Annotated in this window: 11 protein-coding genes and 1 CRISPR repeat array; of the genes, 7 read left to right on the top strand and 4 right to left on the bottom strand. The window is 57.1% G+C overall.

Annotation, left to right across the window (positions count from 1 at the left end; genetic code table 11):
• Positions 1–140 precede the first annotated feature (140 nt).
• Positions 141–905 (bottom strand): histidine kinase, encoded by a 765-nt coding sequence (locus MU553_RS21925; protein WP_247381646.1) that lies wholly within the window; start codon positions 903–905, stop codon positions 141–143.
• 1,144 nt (positions 906–2,049) lie between these two features.
• On the opposite strand from MU553_RS21925, the gene MU553_RS21920 reads away from it, so the two are divergent.
• Entirely contained in the window at positions 2,050–3,006 is a 957-nt protein-coding gene (locus MU553_RS21920; RefSeq protein ID WP_247381645.1) for a hypothetical protein, read from the top strand.
• Between the two features lie 25 nt (positions 3,007–3,031).
• Here MU553_RS21920 and MU553_RS21915 read toward each other — a convergent pair whose 3' ends face one another.
• On the bottom strand, positions 3,032–3,679 hold the full coding sequence (locus MU553_RS21915; RefSeq protein WP_247381643.1) for a hypothetical protein: 648 nt from the start codon (positions 3,677–3,679) through the stop codon (positions 3,032–3,034).
• Positions 3,680–3,885: 206 nt separating this feature from the next.
• Positions 3,886–4,470, bottom strand: a complete 585-nt coding sequence (locus tag MU553_RS21910) for a DUF8121 family protein (protein ID WP_247381641.1) — start codon at positions 4,468–4,470, stop codon at positions 3,886–3,888.
• Positions 4,471–5,922: 1,452 nt separating this feature from the next.
• Between MU553_RS21910 and MU553_RS21905 the strand changes: the two genes are divergently transcribed.
• Both MU553_RS21905 and MU553_RS21900 read left to right on the top strand, forming a co-directional pair.
• The gene (locus MU553_RS21905) at positions 5,923–6,273 is read left to right on the top strand and encodes a hypothetical protein (protein WP_247381638.1); all 351 of its coding nucleotides are present in this window, start codon (positions 5,923–5,925) and stop codon (positions 6,271–6,273) included.
• Positions 6,266–6,451 (top strand): hypothetical protein, encoded by a 186-nt coding sequence (locus MU553_RS21900; RefSeq protein WP_247381636.1) that lies wholly within the window; start codon positions 6,266–6,268, stop codon positions 6,449–6,451. Before MU553_RS21905 ends, MU553_RS21900 begins: the two co-directional genes overlap by 8 nt.
• 584 nt (positions 6,452–7,035) lie before the next feature.
• Positions 7,036–11,018: a CRISPR direct-repeat array (repeat unit 37 nt; unit sequence GTTTCAATCCCGTCTTGGGTTTTCTCCCTGCTTCGAC).
• Between the two features lie 109 nt (positions 11,019–11,127).
• Here MU553_RS21900 and csa3 read toward each other — a convergent pair.
• Positions 11,128–11,775: a CRISPR-associated CARF protein Csa3 gene (gene csa3 / locus MU553_RS21895; RefSeq protein ID WP_247381634.1), complete on the bottom strand. Its 648-nt coding sequence runs from the start codon at positions 11,773–11,775 to the stop codon at positions 11,128–11,130.
• A gap of 184 nt (positions 11,776–11,959) precedes the next feature.
• Here csa3 and cas6 point away from each other — a divergent pair, with 184 nt between their 5' ends.
• The 4 genes from cas6 to cas7d are packed head-to-tail and all read left to right on the top strand — an operon-like array spanning position 11,960 to position 16,743.
• Positions 11,960–12,814, top strand: a complete 855-nt coding sequence (gene cas6, locus MU553_RS21890; RefSeq protein ID WP_247381632.1) for a CRISPR system precrRNA processing endoribonuclease RAMP protein Cas6 — start codon at positions 11,960–11,962, stop codon at positions 12,812–12,814.
• Positions 12,804–15,311, top strand: coding sequence for a type I-D CRISPR-associated protein Cas10d/Csc3 (gene cas10d / locus MU553_RS21885; protein ID WP_282594423.1), 2,508 nt, complete (start codon positions 12,804–12,806; stop codon positions 15,309–15,311). The genes cas6 and cas10d (MU553_RS21885) overlap by 11 nt, the downstream gene beginning before the upstream one ends.
• Positions 15,308–15,751, top strand: a complete 444-nt coding sequence (cas10d, locus tag MU553_RS23695) for a type I-D CRISPR-associated protein Cas10d/Csc3 (RefSeq protein WP_282594422.1) — start codon at positions 15,308–15,310, stop codon at positions 15,749–15,751. The genes cas10d (MU553_RS21885) and cas10d (MU553_RS23695) overlap by 4 nt, the downstream gene beginning before the upstream one ends.
• Positions 15,748–16,743: a type I-D CRISPR-associated protein Cas7/Csc2 gene (cas7d, locus tag MU553_RS21880; protein WP_247381630.1), complete on the top strand. Its 996-nt coding sequence runs from the start codon at positions 15,748–15,750 to the stop codon at positions 16,741–16,743. Before cas10d (MU553_RS23695) ends, cas7d begins: the two co-directional genes overlap by 4 nt.
• The last annotated feature ends 2 nt before the right edge of the window (positions 16,744–16,745 follow it).

Genomic DNA, 16,745 nt, shown 5'->3' with positions numbered 1-16,745 from the left:
GGGCGAACTACGTTGAGGGTACTACCGAACAGGATAGGCGAGTTGCTGTCCATCACTCTGGGATGATCTTCCGGTTGAACACCTAATCGCCTGCACAAACAGCCTAGTGGTTAGGTGTGACATTCAGCGGTGAGCGGCTGTCACAGATTGTGTGCGATGTAGCGGTTGATCTCGTCGACCCGGTCTGGATCGAACGTCCAGAAGCCATCCCAGAGTCTGGGTTCGATTTCAAGCGCGACCAGCGCGGCTGCCTGCTCTGCGTGTGCTTCTGGTGGTGCGTGGACCACAAACCACGCGTCTGTGAACTCGTCCGTATAGCCGCCATGTGTGATGAGGCCCAGGTCTTCCGACGGTATCCAATCCGGGACGCCGTAGACGTGGGTCTGCACACCCGATGCCCCCAGCGTCTGATAGACGGAGTGAGTGCCGCTCTCGTCGTTGATCCGTGAGAGGTGCTGGAACGAGGCCCGGTGTCGCCCAGCGTTAGTCTGCCAGGCCAGGCGTTCGATATATCTGGAGATGACGATCAGGAGGAGCTTCTCGTTGTTGGATTCAGGATAGCCCTGCAGTCGAAACGGAATCTCATCGAGGCCGGCGAGGACGTCGGGCAGTTCGAACGTGTCGAGCGTCTTCGTCCCGGTTTTGTACAGGTCGGAGTTGACCAGGAGAATCGTCCGTTCGAGTTGCGAGAGCGGTGACGACGCCAGAATCTTGCCGCTGTCGTCGTCGACCAACACGACGGTATCGGCGTCAGTGTCCGGGAGCGTCGCGTCGGTGACGTCAACGCGCTGGTCCTGGAACGTCTCTTCGAGTATCGTCTGTAACTGTCGTGGCGCGTCGCGGTTGGCGACGAGGAGTGTGCGTGACGGCGCATCGAGCTCTGTGAGAAATCGTTCCAGCGACATCCGATCTGGTCCAGGTATGTATGATCAGTCTGGCTGACCATATAGTGCTAGCGGCTGGGCCACGGTTCGATCTCACAGCGTGTCATCGGTTGCTTGTACGTAGTGTAGTCTCCCTCGCTGTCACGTAGGCCGTGAATCGGAGTGACCGGCGTCCTCGTTGGGCAGGCACGGCGATCTCGCACAGAGAGGTGACTGACTGCGGCCGCGTCAGCAGGCCCCATCCAGACGGGTGACAGACCACTTAGTCGGCCGCCCACATTGCCGTCGACTGTGTGGGCGGAGACAGCACGGATCGCAGACGGGTGGGGAAAGGAGCCTTGGTCACGGGAGCACCCACGGAAGACCGGTGTTGGTGGATAGATACAGGTGCTGTGATGGTTGGCGATGTCGTCCCGTGACACGACCCGCTAGGGGAAGGGATGATGAAAGCATGCGGTGTGTTCTCGCTCTCTGGGAATCGAACCAATCATAATACACGTTCCCTGACTGGGTTCGACTGCTGTTCGTTGCCAGGTCATGGGGTCGGTTGCCACCCCAACCGACTCGACTGTGACGTCTCCCTCGTGTTTCGAGAGCTGCTGGACCAGCGGTCCGTCGTGGACGCCGACTTCTCTCTTCCGACGGCTGATCGGTGTGTAAGAGCGTCCAGTCTCGTGGTCGTCTTCCTCGCTGTGGTTCACCCCCGATTTCGGTGGTTTCGAGCGGCTCTGGCCCTGTCGTCGGATTTCATATTCGGTTTTGGGTCCGCCAGTACTGGCGAAATCGGGTATGAAAACCGAGTATGACTGTGTCGCAGTTCGGGTCGCGAGAGCGGGTTGTCGGGCCGCCAGTGCTGTGTGGCGGGCGATCCCCGTCGACCGACGCGTCGTGTGAGTGTCCCCGGGTCGACGCCGATACGTGGATCGTGAGACCCGACGCGTGCGACCGGAATTCCCGACGCACCCGCCCCGCAGCAAGAGGGGCGGTCCTCCCGGGCGGTCGTCCCTCTGACGGTCGCGCGGCGCTCGGCCAGGTCCAACGGGCCTCGCGCAAGTCGAGACCGCACTCTGTCGGCGGCTGGGTGGTGGCAAAGACCGTTCAGGCCTGTCCCTCGGTGTTGTGGTGAATACTTTTGTCACATGCGTGTAATTAGCGTATCAGGACCATGACTGTCCTCCGTGAACTGCGGACTGATCTCCACCACAGGTGGGAGGCGACCACGCTCGGCTTTGGGGTGCTGTTCGTGGCGCTCGTGGGTATTCAACTCTGGAAGCTGCTGGTCATGGAGACTGTACAGGTCATTGTAGATGGCTTTGGCTTGGGTTCAGTCCCGATGGGCACCACGTCGGCGCTGGTATCGCTCGTCGGACCTGGACTAGGGGCACTCGTGTACGTTCGGTATCGAAAGCTCGACCTCGGAACGTCGAGGCCTCGGAACGGGACGTGGCCGATTGCCCTGGCGGTGATCTTCGCGCCGGCGCTACTCGCTGCTGCCGTCTCTGCCGTGGGGAACGCCATGTTCGGCGTGTCGCTGAGTGCGATCACACAACAATGGGTTAGCCCGCAGGTCTCCGCAGAGTTCGTGCTGCTGCACCTCGTCCAACCGGACGTCTTCCGCGGGATCGGGGAAGGCCTCCTGATCTGTGGGGTCATCTACGAGTCTGTTCGCAGTTTGGTTGGAGACGACGACGCGACCGGCTTAGCAGCCTTGTGTATCGGCTACTATTGGCTCATGCCCTGGGCACCGATCGACACCATCCCACCGAGTCTCACCGACAGCATCGTCTTCGCGATGACAGTCCTGCTCACCGTTGCGTTCGGGGTGGCCGTGGGCGTCCTGTATCAGACACTGGCTGACACCCACCAAACGAACACACTGTCTCGCCGTCACATCCCCGTTTTCGGGGTTGCCTTCGTCAGCATCCTTAGTGTCACGTCTCGTCTGACCACGTTCCCGCACAACGTTCACCATCTCCTCTGGATTCCAGTCCTCGGCCTTGCTGTTCTCGGCTACGCTCGGACGCGGTCGGTGTGGGTGGCCGTCCTCTCACTCGTGGCCTATCAAGTCGCAGTCCACGCGATCGTCTTGGTGGAAGCCACACTTGGATTGGCCGTCGTGTGATTCGCTCGATAAAGGGCAACGCTCTCTAATCACGTTGGGAACCGATGGCTGAGTCACTGCCTCCTTCGGATGCGACCGGCGGGTAGTAGTAGCCGATTGCGATCATGGTCGTCGCCACCGAGACGACGAGGAGATCCGCGAGCCACCCCGGATACACGCCTGTCAGTTTCACGGCGCTCAGCGGGACGACCCAGCTCATCGCAAAGGCCAACAGCGACCCACCGAGCAGCCGCGTTCGAGCAGACTGGAGGAATGCGGCACCGAACGTCGCGACGCCTACCGCGAAGGCAGCCAGTAGCGTGAAGAAGACGACGTCGACACTGACTGGGAGGACGGTCACCTGGGGGATCGGCGCCCCAGCGAGCGCCAGGCCACCCCACGCGACCAGGACGACGGTCCCGACCGGGAGCGCCGCCACGAACGTAATGCCGACGAGCGCCGACGTCGGGGTGCGGGCAACGAGGTAGCGATACGATCCGAGCACCACCAGCGGGACCAGGGCGAACCCGATTCCGAACGGGATCGACGTGACCAGCCAGGAAAGCGGCACGCCGCCCAGACTCGCCCCGTAGAGCCCGCTCACGGCCTCGACGATGAGGACGGCACCTGCAATTGCCAGGAGCCGGCCGGTCCAGATCTCGATCTCGTCCGATCGGTATCTAGCGAGGGACATGCCTGCACTTCAACACGTTCTCGGATAAATCTGCGGTCGTGGGGGGTGGGAAGATGCGGCCCAGTTCCCTGTTCGCCTCATCACTGATGCCGTGAATCGGCTTAATCTGGTAGAATGCGGGATGGCCGGATTGAGTACCCGATGTTCCGCTCTCCGTTGATCAGTACAGGAGATAGACATATAGCTCAGTAAAATGAGGTCGACTATTAGTTGGCGAGTTCCGGATACTCTAACTGGAGCTCACCATCGAGCGTGTAGTCACTGCTGAGAAATTCACTGCCTGCGAGGTCAATTGTCACGTGGATATTGAGCTGTGTAGCCGTTTCTGATTCTGGTATGACAATAAGATCGAGTGTGCTAATCGTTTCATCGGCCAGGTCGTCCAAATCGGTGATCTCAATCACCGTTCCGAGAGCTTGGTCAGGCGTATAGAGTGAGAGCGATGGTGGTGGAGAGCTATCTCCTTCAACTGGCGAAATGACAGCGACCTTTGCGGGAGATTCCGTTGCTATTTCTGGCATCCATATTCTCAGCTTGATGGATTTTATATTTGTTCCGTCTCGGTGTGGAATTTCTGTTGAGAGGTCGATTCGATTGGATACTACGCTTCCATCGACACCGAAATCGCCTACCTCTTCATCATTCGACGTAAAAATGAGACCCTTCTTTCCAGGTGACTCAGTATGCACAGTCGGGTCCGAGAGGGTTTGGTTTCCTGCTATCGTATTACAGCCTGATGTTGCCATAATTCCAGCACTGCATATTGACGCGAGGTACGTCCGTCGTTTCATAGAGACACCAAACAGGTCTTCCTGTAAAAATGGACTTGGGCGCTTTTGGTCTACCTCTGTGGCAACTGATGGTAACTACGCATGCACAGTGAGCACCGAGTATGCTGCCCGACCGGTCAGTACAGGCCATCAATCCAGCAGACAGGTGAGTTCGTATCAGTAGACGATTTTGATTTATGATTACAGGTGCCCGGAATCCCACAAGTAGAGAAGAGTATATACAGAAAAGAATACAATAACCTGAATTAGCCTCGGTAGGCTCCCTGGTTCAGGACTCTCTTCGAAGGGCACGATCGCGATAGTGGCGACAATGAGCGAAATGAGGAGAGACAGTATGTTCTTACCAAATGCTCGGACCATGCTCGTATCTCTCTCCATGTATTGCTCTAACCAAATACGCGCAAAAACACCTGCTATGTGATGTTTTTCTAACCGTCGGCACAGTGCATTTCTCGGTGGTCAATCCGCAGGCACAGTGAGCAGCGCTGGTCTGCACGTCCTGCGCCATGTGGGTGACAGCTGCCGGCAACCCGTCCCCACCGCCCGCAGCAGGAGGTCGATCCCTTGGGTCGGTCTCACGGCCCTCGCGGGCGTCGAGCCCGCACTCTGTCGGCGGTTGGGCGGTGGGGAGTAGTGTGGGGTGTCGCTTCGGAGGTTCGCGCTGTGGTGGGCCCCGATGCTGGCGAGGTCGGACGGGGCAGGTGCGACTGGAAGCGCACAGCTCCGCCGGGACCGTCAGTCGTATCGGAGTCGGTCAGTACAGGTGAGATACACATCAGAATATCTCGCGTTTGAATCACATCTCGTCAATTACAGCGAGTATCGCGCAGCCAATTATGACTGTCACCCCTGGAAATAGGACCATTAATACGGTTTCTGCCAATGGTTCTGAAATTAGGTGAACGCCAAAAAGCCAGTAAAAAAGGGCACCGAGGAACGCAAAAACTGGAGACCCTACATAGACGTACCACCTATTGTTCCACGTCTTGGAACCGAGTAGTTTTCCAACCAAGACATTCCGCATACAATAGTAGATAGATCTCTGTCAAAAATGAGTTTCGCTAAGTAAGCATGCACAGTGAGCAGCGACGGTTCGATTCCCCTGCACCACGTCAATGACAACCGACCGCCCTGCCGCCCCGCAGCAGGAGGGGCGGTCCTCCCGGGCGGTCGTCCCTCTGACGGTCGCGCTGCGCTCGGCCCGGTCCGGCGGCCCTCGCGCAAATCGAGATCGCGCTCCCTCCCAGTGGCTGAGCAGTGGGCATCGGTATGGGGTGTCACTTCTGAGGGCCGCGCTGTGGTGTGCCCCCGATGCTGGCGTGGTCGGGTGGGGCAGGTGCGACTGGCAGCGTACAGCTCCGCCGGGACCGTCAGTCGTATCGGAGTCGGTCAGTGCAGACTGTCGACCAATCACAAAGTACACTTGTGCAACAATTCCTCCTCCGTATGACGATGGAAAGAAACGAATTGGTCCAAGTCCTTACCCTCTGGTTTGTGGTGTTGATTTTCATTCAGACAGGATCTGGGGCCCCAGACAATCAGATCCGAGAAGCTATCGGAATCTTCGCAGTATCACTGATCCTTCTCCTCCCGCTGTGGATCATCATCGAACTTGCCTCGGGTTTCCTTGCGGGAGAGGGATTAGGTGAGAAAGACGTTCAGTTCGCTGGCGCAGTGAGCATGTTCCAGATCACATCCGGTTCATGGGCGAGGCCGGTCAGTACAGAAGAGGAATTCAGTGCCCGTGACCGAGAAATCATAACGATTACAACCAAATTCGTCACTTATTCAGACCATGAGTGAGGGCTCAGTGCCGAAGCTAGTTGTCGACGAGAAAGTCGAGATAGCTGTGTCCTTGATGGGAATTCTAGCGGTCTGTGCAGCCACCTACTACGTGGGAAAGACTGGGAACTGGGAACCGCTGTCCGCGATATCTATTGGACTTGCACTCATCGTCTTGTTCGTCACGTCTGAAGAGTAAGCACACGCAGTGACCACCGGCGTCTGCATTCCGCGCTCACTCGACGGGTGGGTGGGCACCAGCGTGCTCGATACCGTGCGTCCCGCCGGCTGTGGCAGGGCTGCATGTGATCGCTGTCCGTGGCTGCGGGCACGGCGCTGGCCCGTTGGCTGGGTGCTGTTGGTGTGACGGCCGTCCGTGAGTGCCGTCGCTGGCATCCGTGTGTGAGCCGGCCTCGGAGTTTCACTCGGTACGGGGGGTGTTCTGGTCGGTGTGTTTCGGGACCACTGACTCTCGTGAAATGTGGGGGGTGGTGTGTGCCTGGCGGGTCCGGCGCGAGCAGTGCATCGGGACGTCCCCGTTGGGTCAGCCCGGTGTGGTCTTACCAAACAAGCCGTGGGGAGTCCCCTGTCGTGTTTGGTAAGATCGGTAGTGCCGGGCTCGTCTGGTCTGGGGAGCCGTCGCTTGCTGGTGGCGGCTCGAATTGGGGTCAGCGGGAGTGTGTGATGACCTCTAAGAGTAATTTGCCGACGATCAGGGGGTCGGTGTCCGAGTTGTGGAGTCTCGATCCACCCTCCCCCAAAAATTTCCCGACATGCCGTGTTGTTTCAATCCCGTCGTGGGTTTTCTCCCTGCTTCGACCGAGTTGCGCCTTGACCTGTCTGGGCTGCATCCCGTTTCAATCCCGTCTTGGGTTTTCTCCCTGCTTCGACAGGAGATAACGCCACAGTAACACGTGTCCGTCGCCGATACGTTTCAATCCCGTCTTGGGTTTTCTCCCTGCTTCGACAGTTTCGTGACGCCGAGGAAGGGATCGAGTAATGCTGTTTCAATCCCGTCTTGGGTTTTCTCCCTGCTTCGACATTTGCAAATTCTTCTGGAAATTCGTCTTAATGCGAGTTTCAATCCCGTCTTGGGTTTTCTCCCTGCTTCGACTTTCTTGCGTGTGTGGTTGCGGTCCAGCCTCGACGATGTTTCAATCCCGTCGTGGGTTTTCTCCCTGCTTCGACGAGTGCTCGCATCCGAAGCGCGCTTCGCGCTGGACGTTTCAATCCCGTCGTGGGTTTTCTCCCTGCTTCGACGACGTACGGCACGTCCGGGACCGGCGAGTTGAAGTTTCAATCCCGTCTTGGGTTTTCTCCCTGCTTCGACTGGACCTCAACATTTTCCTCCGAACCACACGCTTTGCAGTTTCAATCCCGTCTTGGGTTTTCTCCCTGCTTCGACCGTCGAGTACCGCATGATCCTCGAAGACGAACTGGAGGTTTCAATCCCGTCTTGGGTTTTCTCCCTGCTTCGACGGACCTGATCGACGATCAGGGTGTCATCGCCGGGTAGTTTCAATCCCGTCTTGGGTTTTCTCCCTGCTTCGACGCAGCGATAGCGCACTGGAACGTGACCTCGGTCTGTTTCAATCCCGTCTTGGGTTTTCTCCCTGCTTCGACATCACCGTCCTGGACGTCCACGGGCAGCCAGTGTTGCTGTTTCAATCCCGTCTTGGGTTTTCTCCCTGCTTCGACCAAACAACTGCCCGGCTCCGTCGACGACCTGAAAGAGTTTCAATCCCGTCTTGGGTTTTCTCCCTGCTTCGACCTCGTCGATCACTGGCCGGTATGAGCAAAAGATCAAAGTTTCAATCCCGTCTTGGGTTTTCTCCCTGCTTCGACCCTGACGGGACTGCGCCTGACGTCGGCGACGATGGAGTTTCAATCCCGTCTTGGGTTTTCTCCCTGCTTCGACCCGAGCGAAGGGGCTGGACACCGTCCTCGACGTGTTTCAATCCCGTCTTGGGTTTTCTCCCTGCTTCGACATCTCTGGGTCAACGAGACGCGAATGCGGGGACAGGTTTCAATCCCGTCTTGGGTTTTCTCCCTGCTTCGACCTCGGCACACATGAGAATCGGGAACTGCATTAGCGTTGTTTCAATCCCGTCTTGGGTTTTCTCCCTGCTTCGACCGAGCAGGCCGACGAGCGCGGGCGCGAGTAGCACAGTTTCAATCCCGTCTTGGTTTTTCTCCCTGCTTCGACTTCGACCTGACAGACATTCACGGCAGGCTGGTCACAGTTTCAATCCCGTCTTGGGTTTTCTCCCTGCTTCGACAATCTCGGAGCACACGCTTCTTTCTCGACGAGATCGGGTTTCAATCCCGTCTTGGGTTTTCTCCCTGCTTCGACGACTTCGGCGACGAGGTGCGCTCACGTCTCAACAGCCGTTTCAATCCCGTCTTGGGTTTTCTCCCTGCTTCGACGATACAGTGACGGTGGGTTCTGCTGTAAGCCACGTTGTTTCAATCCCGTCTTGGGTTTTCTCCCTGCTTCGACGACCGCAAACGCTGAGACGCCGTCCTCGGGAATCTGTTTCAATCCCGTCTTGGGTTTTCTCCCTGCTTCGACGGCTGGAACGCGGGGCCGTCGCCGGCTTCGACGTACTGTTTCAATCCCGTCTTGGGTTTTCTCCCTGCTTCGACCCGCCTGCGGAGCTGACCTCGACGAGCTGCTCGATCGGTTTCAATCCCGTCTTGGGTTTTCTCCCTGCTTCGACGACAGCCCCGTTCCAGTCACGGCCCGGAAGGTCGAGTTTCAATCCCGTCTTGGGTTTTCTCCCTGCTTCGACTTGGCCGAGACGGTTCACTGGCGCGTCGAACTGTTTCAATCCCGTCTTGGGTTTTCTCCCTGCTTCGACCTTAGGTTCCGGACGCCACTGATACGCCGATACGAATCGTTTCAATCCCGTCTTGGGTTTTCTCCCTGCTTCGACGTAGGCGAGCGGCGGCGCCGTGAACCCGTACAACTCGTTTCAATCCCGTCTTGGGTTTTCTCCCTGCTTCGACCGACACGGTCGTTCTCGCTGTCGGCGACGAGGATGGTTTCAATCCCGTCTTGGGTTTTCTCCCTGCTTCGACACGATCGATCGATCACGCTGACGCGCCCACCCGATCTGTTTCAATCCCGTCTTGGGTTTTCTCCCTGCTTCGACCTGCAACCGCTGTTCTTGGCCTTGGTCCAGGAAACGTTTCAATCCCGTCTTGGGTTTTCTCCCTGCTTCGACGCTACGTGCCGACGCGCGACTCGACCCCCGAGCACGGTTTCAATCCCGTCTTGGGTTTTCTCCCTGCTTCGACAAGGCGATTCAGAACTCATACGAAAAATTGCTGATGTGTTTCAATCCCGTCTTGGGTTTTCTCCCTGCTTCGACGCCTGCCGAGGTCGCTGACCAGTCTTTCGCTTAGTTTCAATCCCGTCTTGGGTTTTCTCCCTGCTTCGACGGGACGACGTCCATCTCTTCGTGCTCGCGCACGAGGTGTTTCAATCCCGTCTTGGGTTTTCTCCCTGCTTCGACTTCGTGGCTGGTCGTCAGCGCCGCGGGAGAGTGTCAGGTTTCAATCCCGTCTTGGGTTTTCTCCCTGCTTCGACGCCCCTCGACGTCGTCGCTCTCAGGCGGGTCCGCATCGTTTCAATCCCGTCTTGGGTTTTCTCCCTGCTTCGACGACGCGGATGAGCATCTTCCCGGTGTCGTCGAGGCGTTTCAATCCCGTCTTGGGTTTTCTCCCTGCTTCGACACCCGTCCTCGCGGCCACGAGTCACAAAGTCGGCGTGTTTCAATCCCGTCTTGGGTTTTCTCCCTGCTTCGACCTCCGGCGGCGCGTGCCCTCGGTCGGGACGAACCCTTGTTTCAATCCCGTCTTGGGTTTTCTCCCTGCTTCGACAACCCAGACCAGACGACCGAGGAGTACCACCTACGCGGTTTCAATCCCGTCTTGGGTTTTCTCCCTGCTTCGACGAGGACTTGCGTCAGCGTGTCGTCACCCTGGCCGTGTTTCAATCCCGTCTTGGGTTTTCTCCCTGCTTCGACGACGCAGGAAGACTTCGCGACGGTCGGCCAGTCAGGTTTCAATCCCGTCTTGGGTTTTCTCCCTGCTTCGACGTATCCATCTTCACGTCGTGGGCGACCGCCTCGATGTTTCAATCCCGTCTTGGGTTTTCTCCCTGCTTCGACGTCACGCCCGCGGCGTCGGCCACCGTATCCTGTGTCCACTGTTTCAATCCCGTCTTGGGTTTTCTCCCTGCTTCGACTGCTCCAGGCCGACCGGAAGGGCATGGTCGTGGAGTTTCAATCCCGTCTTGGGTTTTCTCCCTGCTTCGACGCGTTCGTCACGGCCGCCGTCACCGGCATGTTCGCTATGTTTCAATCCCGTCTTGGGTTTTCTCCCTGCTTCGACCTCTCGCGAGACTGGGTCCTCGCAAACTTCAGCGAGTTTCAATCCCGTCTTGGGTTTTCTCCCTGCTTCGACGTCACCCCCCAGCCTGTCGGCCCATTCAGCAATTACCTGTTTCAATCCCGTCTTGGGTTTTCTCCCTGCTTCGACCGCTGTATCCTTCCCAACGAGTATCGCCGTCATCTGAGTTTCAATCCCGTCTTGGGTTTTCTCCCTGCTTCGACCTGACCGCTGGCGGACTGTTGAGTCGCACGCGTGGCGGGTTTCAATCCCGTCTTGGGTTTTCTCCCTGCTTCGACATACTCGTAAAGAGCACCATCGCGCCGGTCAAAAAGTTTCAATCCCGTCTTGGGTTTTCTCCCTGCTTCGACAGGGGGTTGAAATACAGCTATAGCGGTCAAAAACCTTTCTCACCTGCGCATTTTGCCAGCCGACTACGTCGACCTGGGCTGTACACGGACTTCAAAAAGGTCCACGTAGTTACGACCCGTCCCGCAACAGCAATTGTCCGGTCAGCGTCACCGCAGCATACTTCGTTTTCCCTTCTTTCCAGGTCTCGACGATCCCCTCGTCTGCAAGTGCTCCGACGTGCCGGGTGACAGTACTCTTCGAGTGTCCTGTTCGCGCAGTGACTTCCGGAATCGAGAGCCCACCGTCTACGGCCGCGATCGTCTCCAAGGTCTCGACCGTCGGGTCAGGAGTGGTTGCCGTCAACCGGGGCAGCGACCACTCCTGCACCGTCCCATCGAGATCGCTGAAGAAGAGCGCAGCAGAGAGCAATCGAACGTGCGTGATTGCAGCCACGACGAACGGCACTAGCACGTCCCTGGCACCACCACCGAGCGTGACGATACACTCCCCCTCTGCAGCCTGAATGAGATCACTGCACTCCAGCACAGCCGTCGAAAACTCCGTATGGGAAATCCGTTCCGTGGTCAACGAAATGTCCGGTTCGATCTCCTGAACCAGCCGCTCGACGTCGTGTATTGCTTCGACTGCCCGTTCGTGATCTTCCGCCACGTCCGGTCGTATCAACACGACCTGATCACCGGAGTCGATGCCGCGGCTCAACAGCGGTCGCGTGACACTGGTGCTGTTGAAGCCGATCGGTGAGATGTACGTCCGCATTACCCGGTTATTGTGCTGACCCACCTAAGTAGTACTGTTGCACAGAACTGGGATTAACACACGTAAAATTTTGATTGCATGAAATTGAAATCATCCCACTGATGGGCAATATTTATTGGATGGGTGGGACAACAGGTGTAACAGAGACGTGATATCCGACCAAGCAGTCCAGTCGACTAATGCGTTGCGCCGGATCGACGTGACGGCGCATCCCAGGTCACGGTTCCCCGTTCCCGTGTCCGACGGCTATTCCGTGTATTCGGCCCTCCTTGGTGTGTTGGAAGACGTCGATGCGGAGGTGAGTGCCCACGTCCACGACTCACCGCTCGGGAGCCTGCACAACAGCGGGCTTCAAGGTGTGTTCGCGGATAGCGACCGGGACTTCCACAAGACGCTGCTTCCTGATGAAGAGTACCAGTTGACGCTGGGCATCGTCGACCCGGCCGATTCCGAGATCTTCCAGACGCTCGTGAACGCGCTCGTCTTGCAGGGAGATACGATCGAGCTCAGTCACGGCAGCCTCCAGGTCGATAGTTTCGAGAGCTCGAATACGACGCACGAAGAGCTGGTTGCAGCAGCCGGCGAGTACGAGGACCCCACGATCGAGTTGTGTTTTCAGACGCCGACGTGCATCGAGTTGGCGGGTGACGTTACGACAATGTTCCCCTCCAGATGGGCGGTGTTCAACTCACTGCTAGGGAAGTGGAATCGATCGTGTCCCGAGGAACTGCAGCTGGACGTGGAGAAATCAGCGGTCGAGTCCCAGGCGATCGAAAAACCTGATCCGGAACAGCAGGACGGATACTGTTTCGACACGCACAGCCTGCTCGTTAATCGCGTCGAAAACGACGACGGAAAGACCCGAAATCTCTTTAGCCAGGGATTCACGGGGACCTGCGCGTACGAGTTCAAAAACGCGGATGAGAGCTTGCGGAACGCGTTGGTTGCGGTGGCACTGTTCGGGGAATACTCTGGTGTGGGGAGTTCAGTTGCGAGAGGCTGTGGCAATGTGGAGGTGACAGTTACTAATGGCGGATAACCGCTCGGAAGAAGAGGTGTTAGACTCGATTCTCGGAAATCTTCACTCTCAGACTGGTGATGAGGCCGGAATCGAAGGCTCGATAGAAGAATCCATCTTGGAGGACTTCCGGACGTCAGTAGATCCAAAGATCGTCGACGCTGGATGGGGCTTCGAGACCGCCAAAAGCGTTGAACACGGGAAGACAGATCAATCGCTCCTCAATCACGTCCGAAACGGCGTATTCGTTCTGGCGCAGATGAACGATGTCGTTCGGTCGCTTGGGGGCTACACTCTTGACGAAGCGGATCTTCGGGCTGCAATCGCGTTGTTCACCATCCATGATATACACAAACTAGACCCTGAGCGAGACGCAGATCCAAACAGCCGCTTCGACATTCCCACCGAGGAAGTCCAACGGTATGTCGATAAGTTCGGGCTCGCCGATTTCGCACCGGATCTCACCCCCAAAGACTTCCGCTCGTGTGCGATTGATCATCACGACGACTGGACGGCCAATCACGATCAAACGACGCGTCGGTTTGACGATCTGCGCCCGTTCGTACGCGTGGCAGACGGCCTGGCCTCATGTGATACTCCAGAAGCGGCGACAGACGGCTCAGTTCAGACAGCGATAGACCGTGCATATCTCAAGTCGGACTTCGAACTTCGCCGCCACGTCCTCGACGATGTGAAAGGAATCCTGACGAACCTCCTCAACAGCGCGATTTCCGAATGTCTCGGTGCGTTCGAATACCACCCGCTGGCTATCTATCAGGATGGGTGTGTGTATCTCGCTTCTGAGGAGGCGGAACGACCTGAACTCGATCAGAACCTCGTCAAGGAGATTATAGATCAGCTTAAGGAAAACGTACAACAATCACATCCTGCCTTTTCATCGCCGAGTGATCTAAGATCGAACCTGTCTACACGTTATGCCAAGGATTTCTACGGAATCAATGATCAGGACTTCTTTTATGCGGGTTCTGACACTGTTCTCGCTGCTGTGGCTCAGGAATCTATCTCAGATGCTGATCCAAATGATGAGCCAACAGAGAATATGGCAGAAACAATGCAGGAGCTTGAGAAGTACATCCCATCTGATATTGAGCGTTCCCGTCGACCAGTCGGGCTTGCAAGGTTTGTATATACTGTACGCCGTTCTTTCGTTGATCCCATAATTTCAGACTCGGAGTCTCGACTGGAAGCGACATGTGATATCTTATCTGTCTCTGATGAAATCTTGGAGGGGTTGCTAGCCGCTTCTGAGGACGATGAAGACGATGAGGTGGATCTATCATTGACTGCTGGAGGGAGATGGGACTACGCCTATGGGATTGGGCAATTTTTGCTAGATGAGGGTCTGACTGATCCTGTTGATTTGAAAAAGAGGGCTAGTTCAGGTCTTAGTCGATATGATGAAAATTGGGCTGATATCGTCGAGGAATCCCATGCGGGGAATCTTCGATCGGAACTCGCAGCGTATGTCTCTGATGTGGTGTCGATCGACGGACGACCGCTGCCAGCGAGTGATAATGAACTCAGTGATCCCTTCGAAGAGTACCACTCAACCAGGCGGGGAAAGACGTGCGTCCTCTGTAACAGGGGTACCACGAGTACGCGAAAAAGCGACCTCGAGGCCCCGAAGTCGCTGACGACGCTCCAGGCCGGGTATTCAAATCACGTACCCGTGAATGCCGGGAAGCCTGATGATCTTCTCGCATGCATTCCCTGCCAGATCGAACTCTCCCTGCGGGAGACCGGGGCGTCTGAAAGGGAAGGCGGGAGACTGTTCGTCCACTTGGTTCCGGACTATTTCTACACCCCGCTATCGTGGCGCTCTTACAGCGACGTGATGAGTCAGTTCAGTGGAGAAAGCAAAATCGAACTCGGACGGTTGGCTGAAGCGGTACTATGGCTCACCGGCGACCTTGATGTGGCGGACGTCGATGGATTCGAGAGTGCGCTGTTCGACACGGATACCGGCCGCCAGATGGCTGAAATGCTCGATCAAGGGTTTGATCCAGGCTCCCAGTTCGGCGCTCGTACGCTCGGGTACTACAAACCGGAGGACAACGAGACGGAGTTCCAGTTCTTCGGAGTCTACGTCGGTCTCGCAGTCGCAGCCTACGCCGGTCTGCGCGTGTATGTCTCCGAATCGCCGATCCCTGATATCAAGGGCCGTGACTTCCGGAGTTACGCTCGCATCGGAGCTGGATTCACGCAGGTCCACGACTTCTACGGGAGCGAGATTCGCCTGTCTGAGTTAGCATCCCGCCTTCGGGCCGCGTCGGCACTGATCAAACTCGGTTATGGCACCGAACGAAATGACGCGCTGTTCGCGAAGTTCCTTCGCGTGACTCGGAACCAGTTGCTTCCCGGATCCCATCTGCTCAAGCGCATCGCGCAGGCCGATGATAGCAGTGACGCTCGCTATCTGCTGGAGGAAGCGCGAGTGCTGGACCAGGAAACCGGTATCGAATCGACAACCAGTGAGACACAAACATCAAACGAATGAAAGAGACGAGTGATACGATTTCGGAACTCGCAGTGCGCGCATTTGATGTCATCCGCCCCGCCCCGGGCAACGACAAACCATATGCGATCGAACGCGTGTTCCGTGAGAGCGTCAAGGCAGTCAAGCAGTTTGGCCCACTGGATATTTCCCGGCAGGACGCGATCGACGCTGTCGCCGGACGAGTTGGGAAAGTTCCAGAACGGAGTGAACAGGTGTATCGCGTTCCACACGAGGACAGTGACATTAGCGGCACCTACGACGAGCGCGTCGAACGGTACGCCGAGTTCTTCGTCGATGAAGTCCTGATCGGGATGTTCGACGGCAAGCCATCCCGATTGAAACGCCGAGCCAATAATCTCGCCGACGGCTTCTACGCGGCGACTCTGCGCCTGCAGCGTGAACAGTTCGACAACGATTCCGAAGATACTGACGACCAATGATCGACCAGAATACCTACCCCGAACTTGAACCCGGTACCGTTCCCGCAGACGAGATGACGCTCCGCCCGCGGAGTAACTTCGTAAATATTCTCGTCTTGCGCGAACTCGAAAGCCACGCCGTCTTCACGACGAACGGCGAGGATGCCGACATCGCGACAGTGGCACTCGATGCTGAGGACGGCTCGATGGACTACGCCCCTGGATTGATGTTCATGCGAAAACAGACTGGGAGCGACCGCCGGTTTGGAAAAGCTCTCCAGCGAGATCTAGGTCTCTTCGATGAAGATGAGGACGAGTGCACGATGCAGGTCAACGAGATGTGCCAAGACTGCGTTGACTGTATCCTCTATGGGAGTGCCGCGAGCAGCGATGAAGGCAACGACGTGTCGATCACCTCTCGGGTGATGTACGATACGGCCTATTCGCTTCGGGACGCCAGCGTCGTGATCGACGAGAAGTTCCAGAACGCCCCCGGTGATGACTACGCCAAATCCGCCGAGGCGACGATCCGGGAACCAGACTTCTTCGAGCCAGGAACGATGTTCCCCAGTGTGGTTACACTACGAGACGCCACTCCTGCGGAACTTGCCTTCGTACTTGGAATCACAGCGAAGAACAAACGCTACGGGGCTACTACGTCGCGGCTGGGCCGCGTCAAGAACCGCATTCTCGGCGTCTACGTTGGGAGCGAAGAAGGACCGGCGAACCTCGACCTCACCCGGGAAACGATCGCTCGACTTCGGGCAGACGATGAGACGGACTATGAAACAGTGTCGGACATCGTGATGGCCGAGGCGTTGGATCCATCTCGCACAGCTGAGCATGTCAGCGATGCGTTCGACGCGGCGATCGACACAGAGGGTCTCGATCTGCAGCAGGTCTCTAACGAAACTGTAGACAGCATCGTCGATGTCGCAACCAGCGACGACCTTGCCGAGGTACTCACTGAACAGCGCGATCACTCGACGACGTTCCTCGATCAAGCGGAGTAGAG

The sequence above is a fragment of the Halorientalis brevis genome (genome assembly GCF_023077655.1).
Note: the sequence above shows the minus strand (reverse complement) of the source record. Positions and strands in the feature narration are given on the sequence as shown.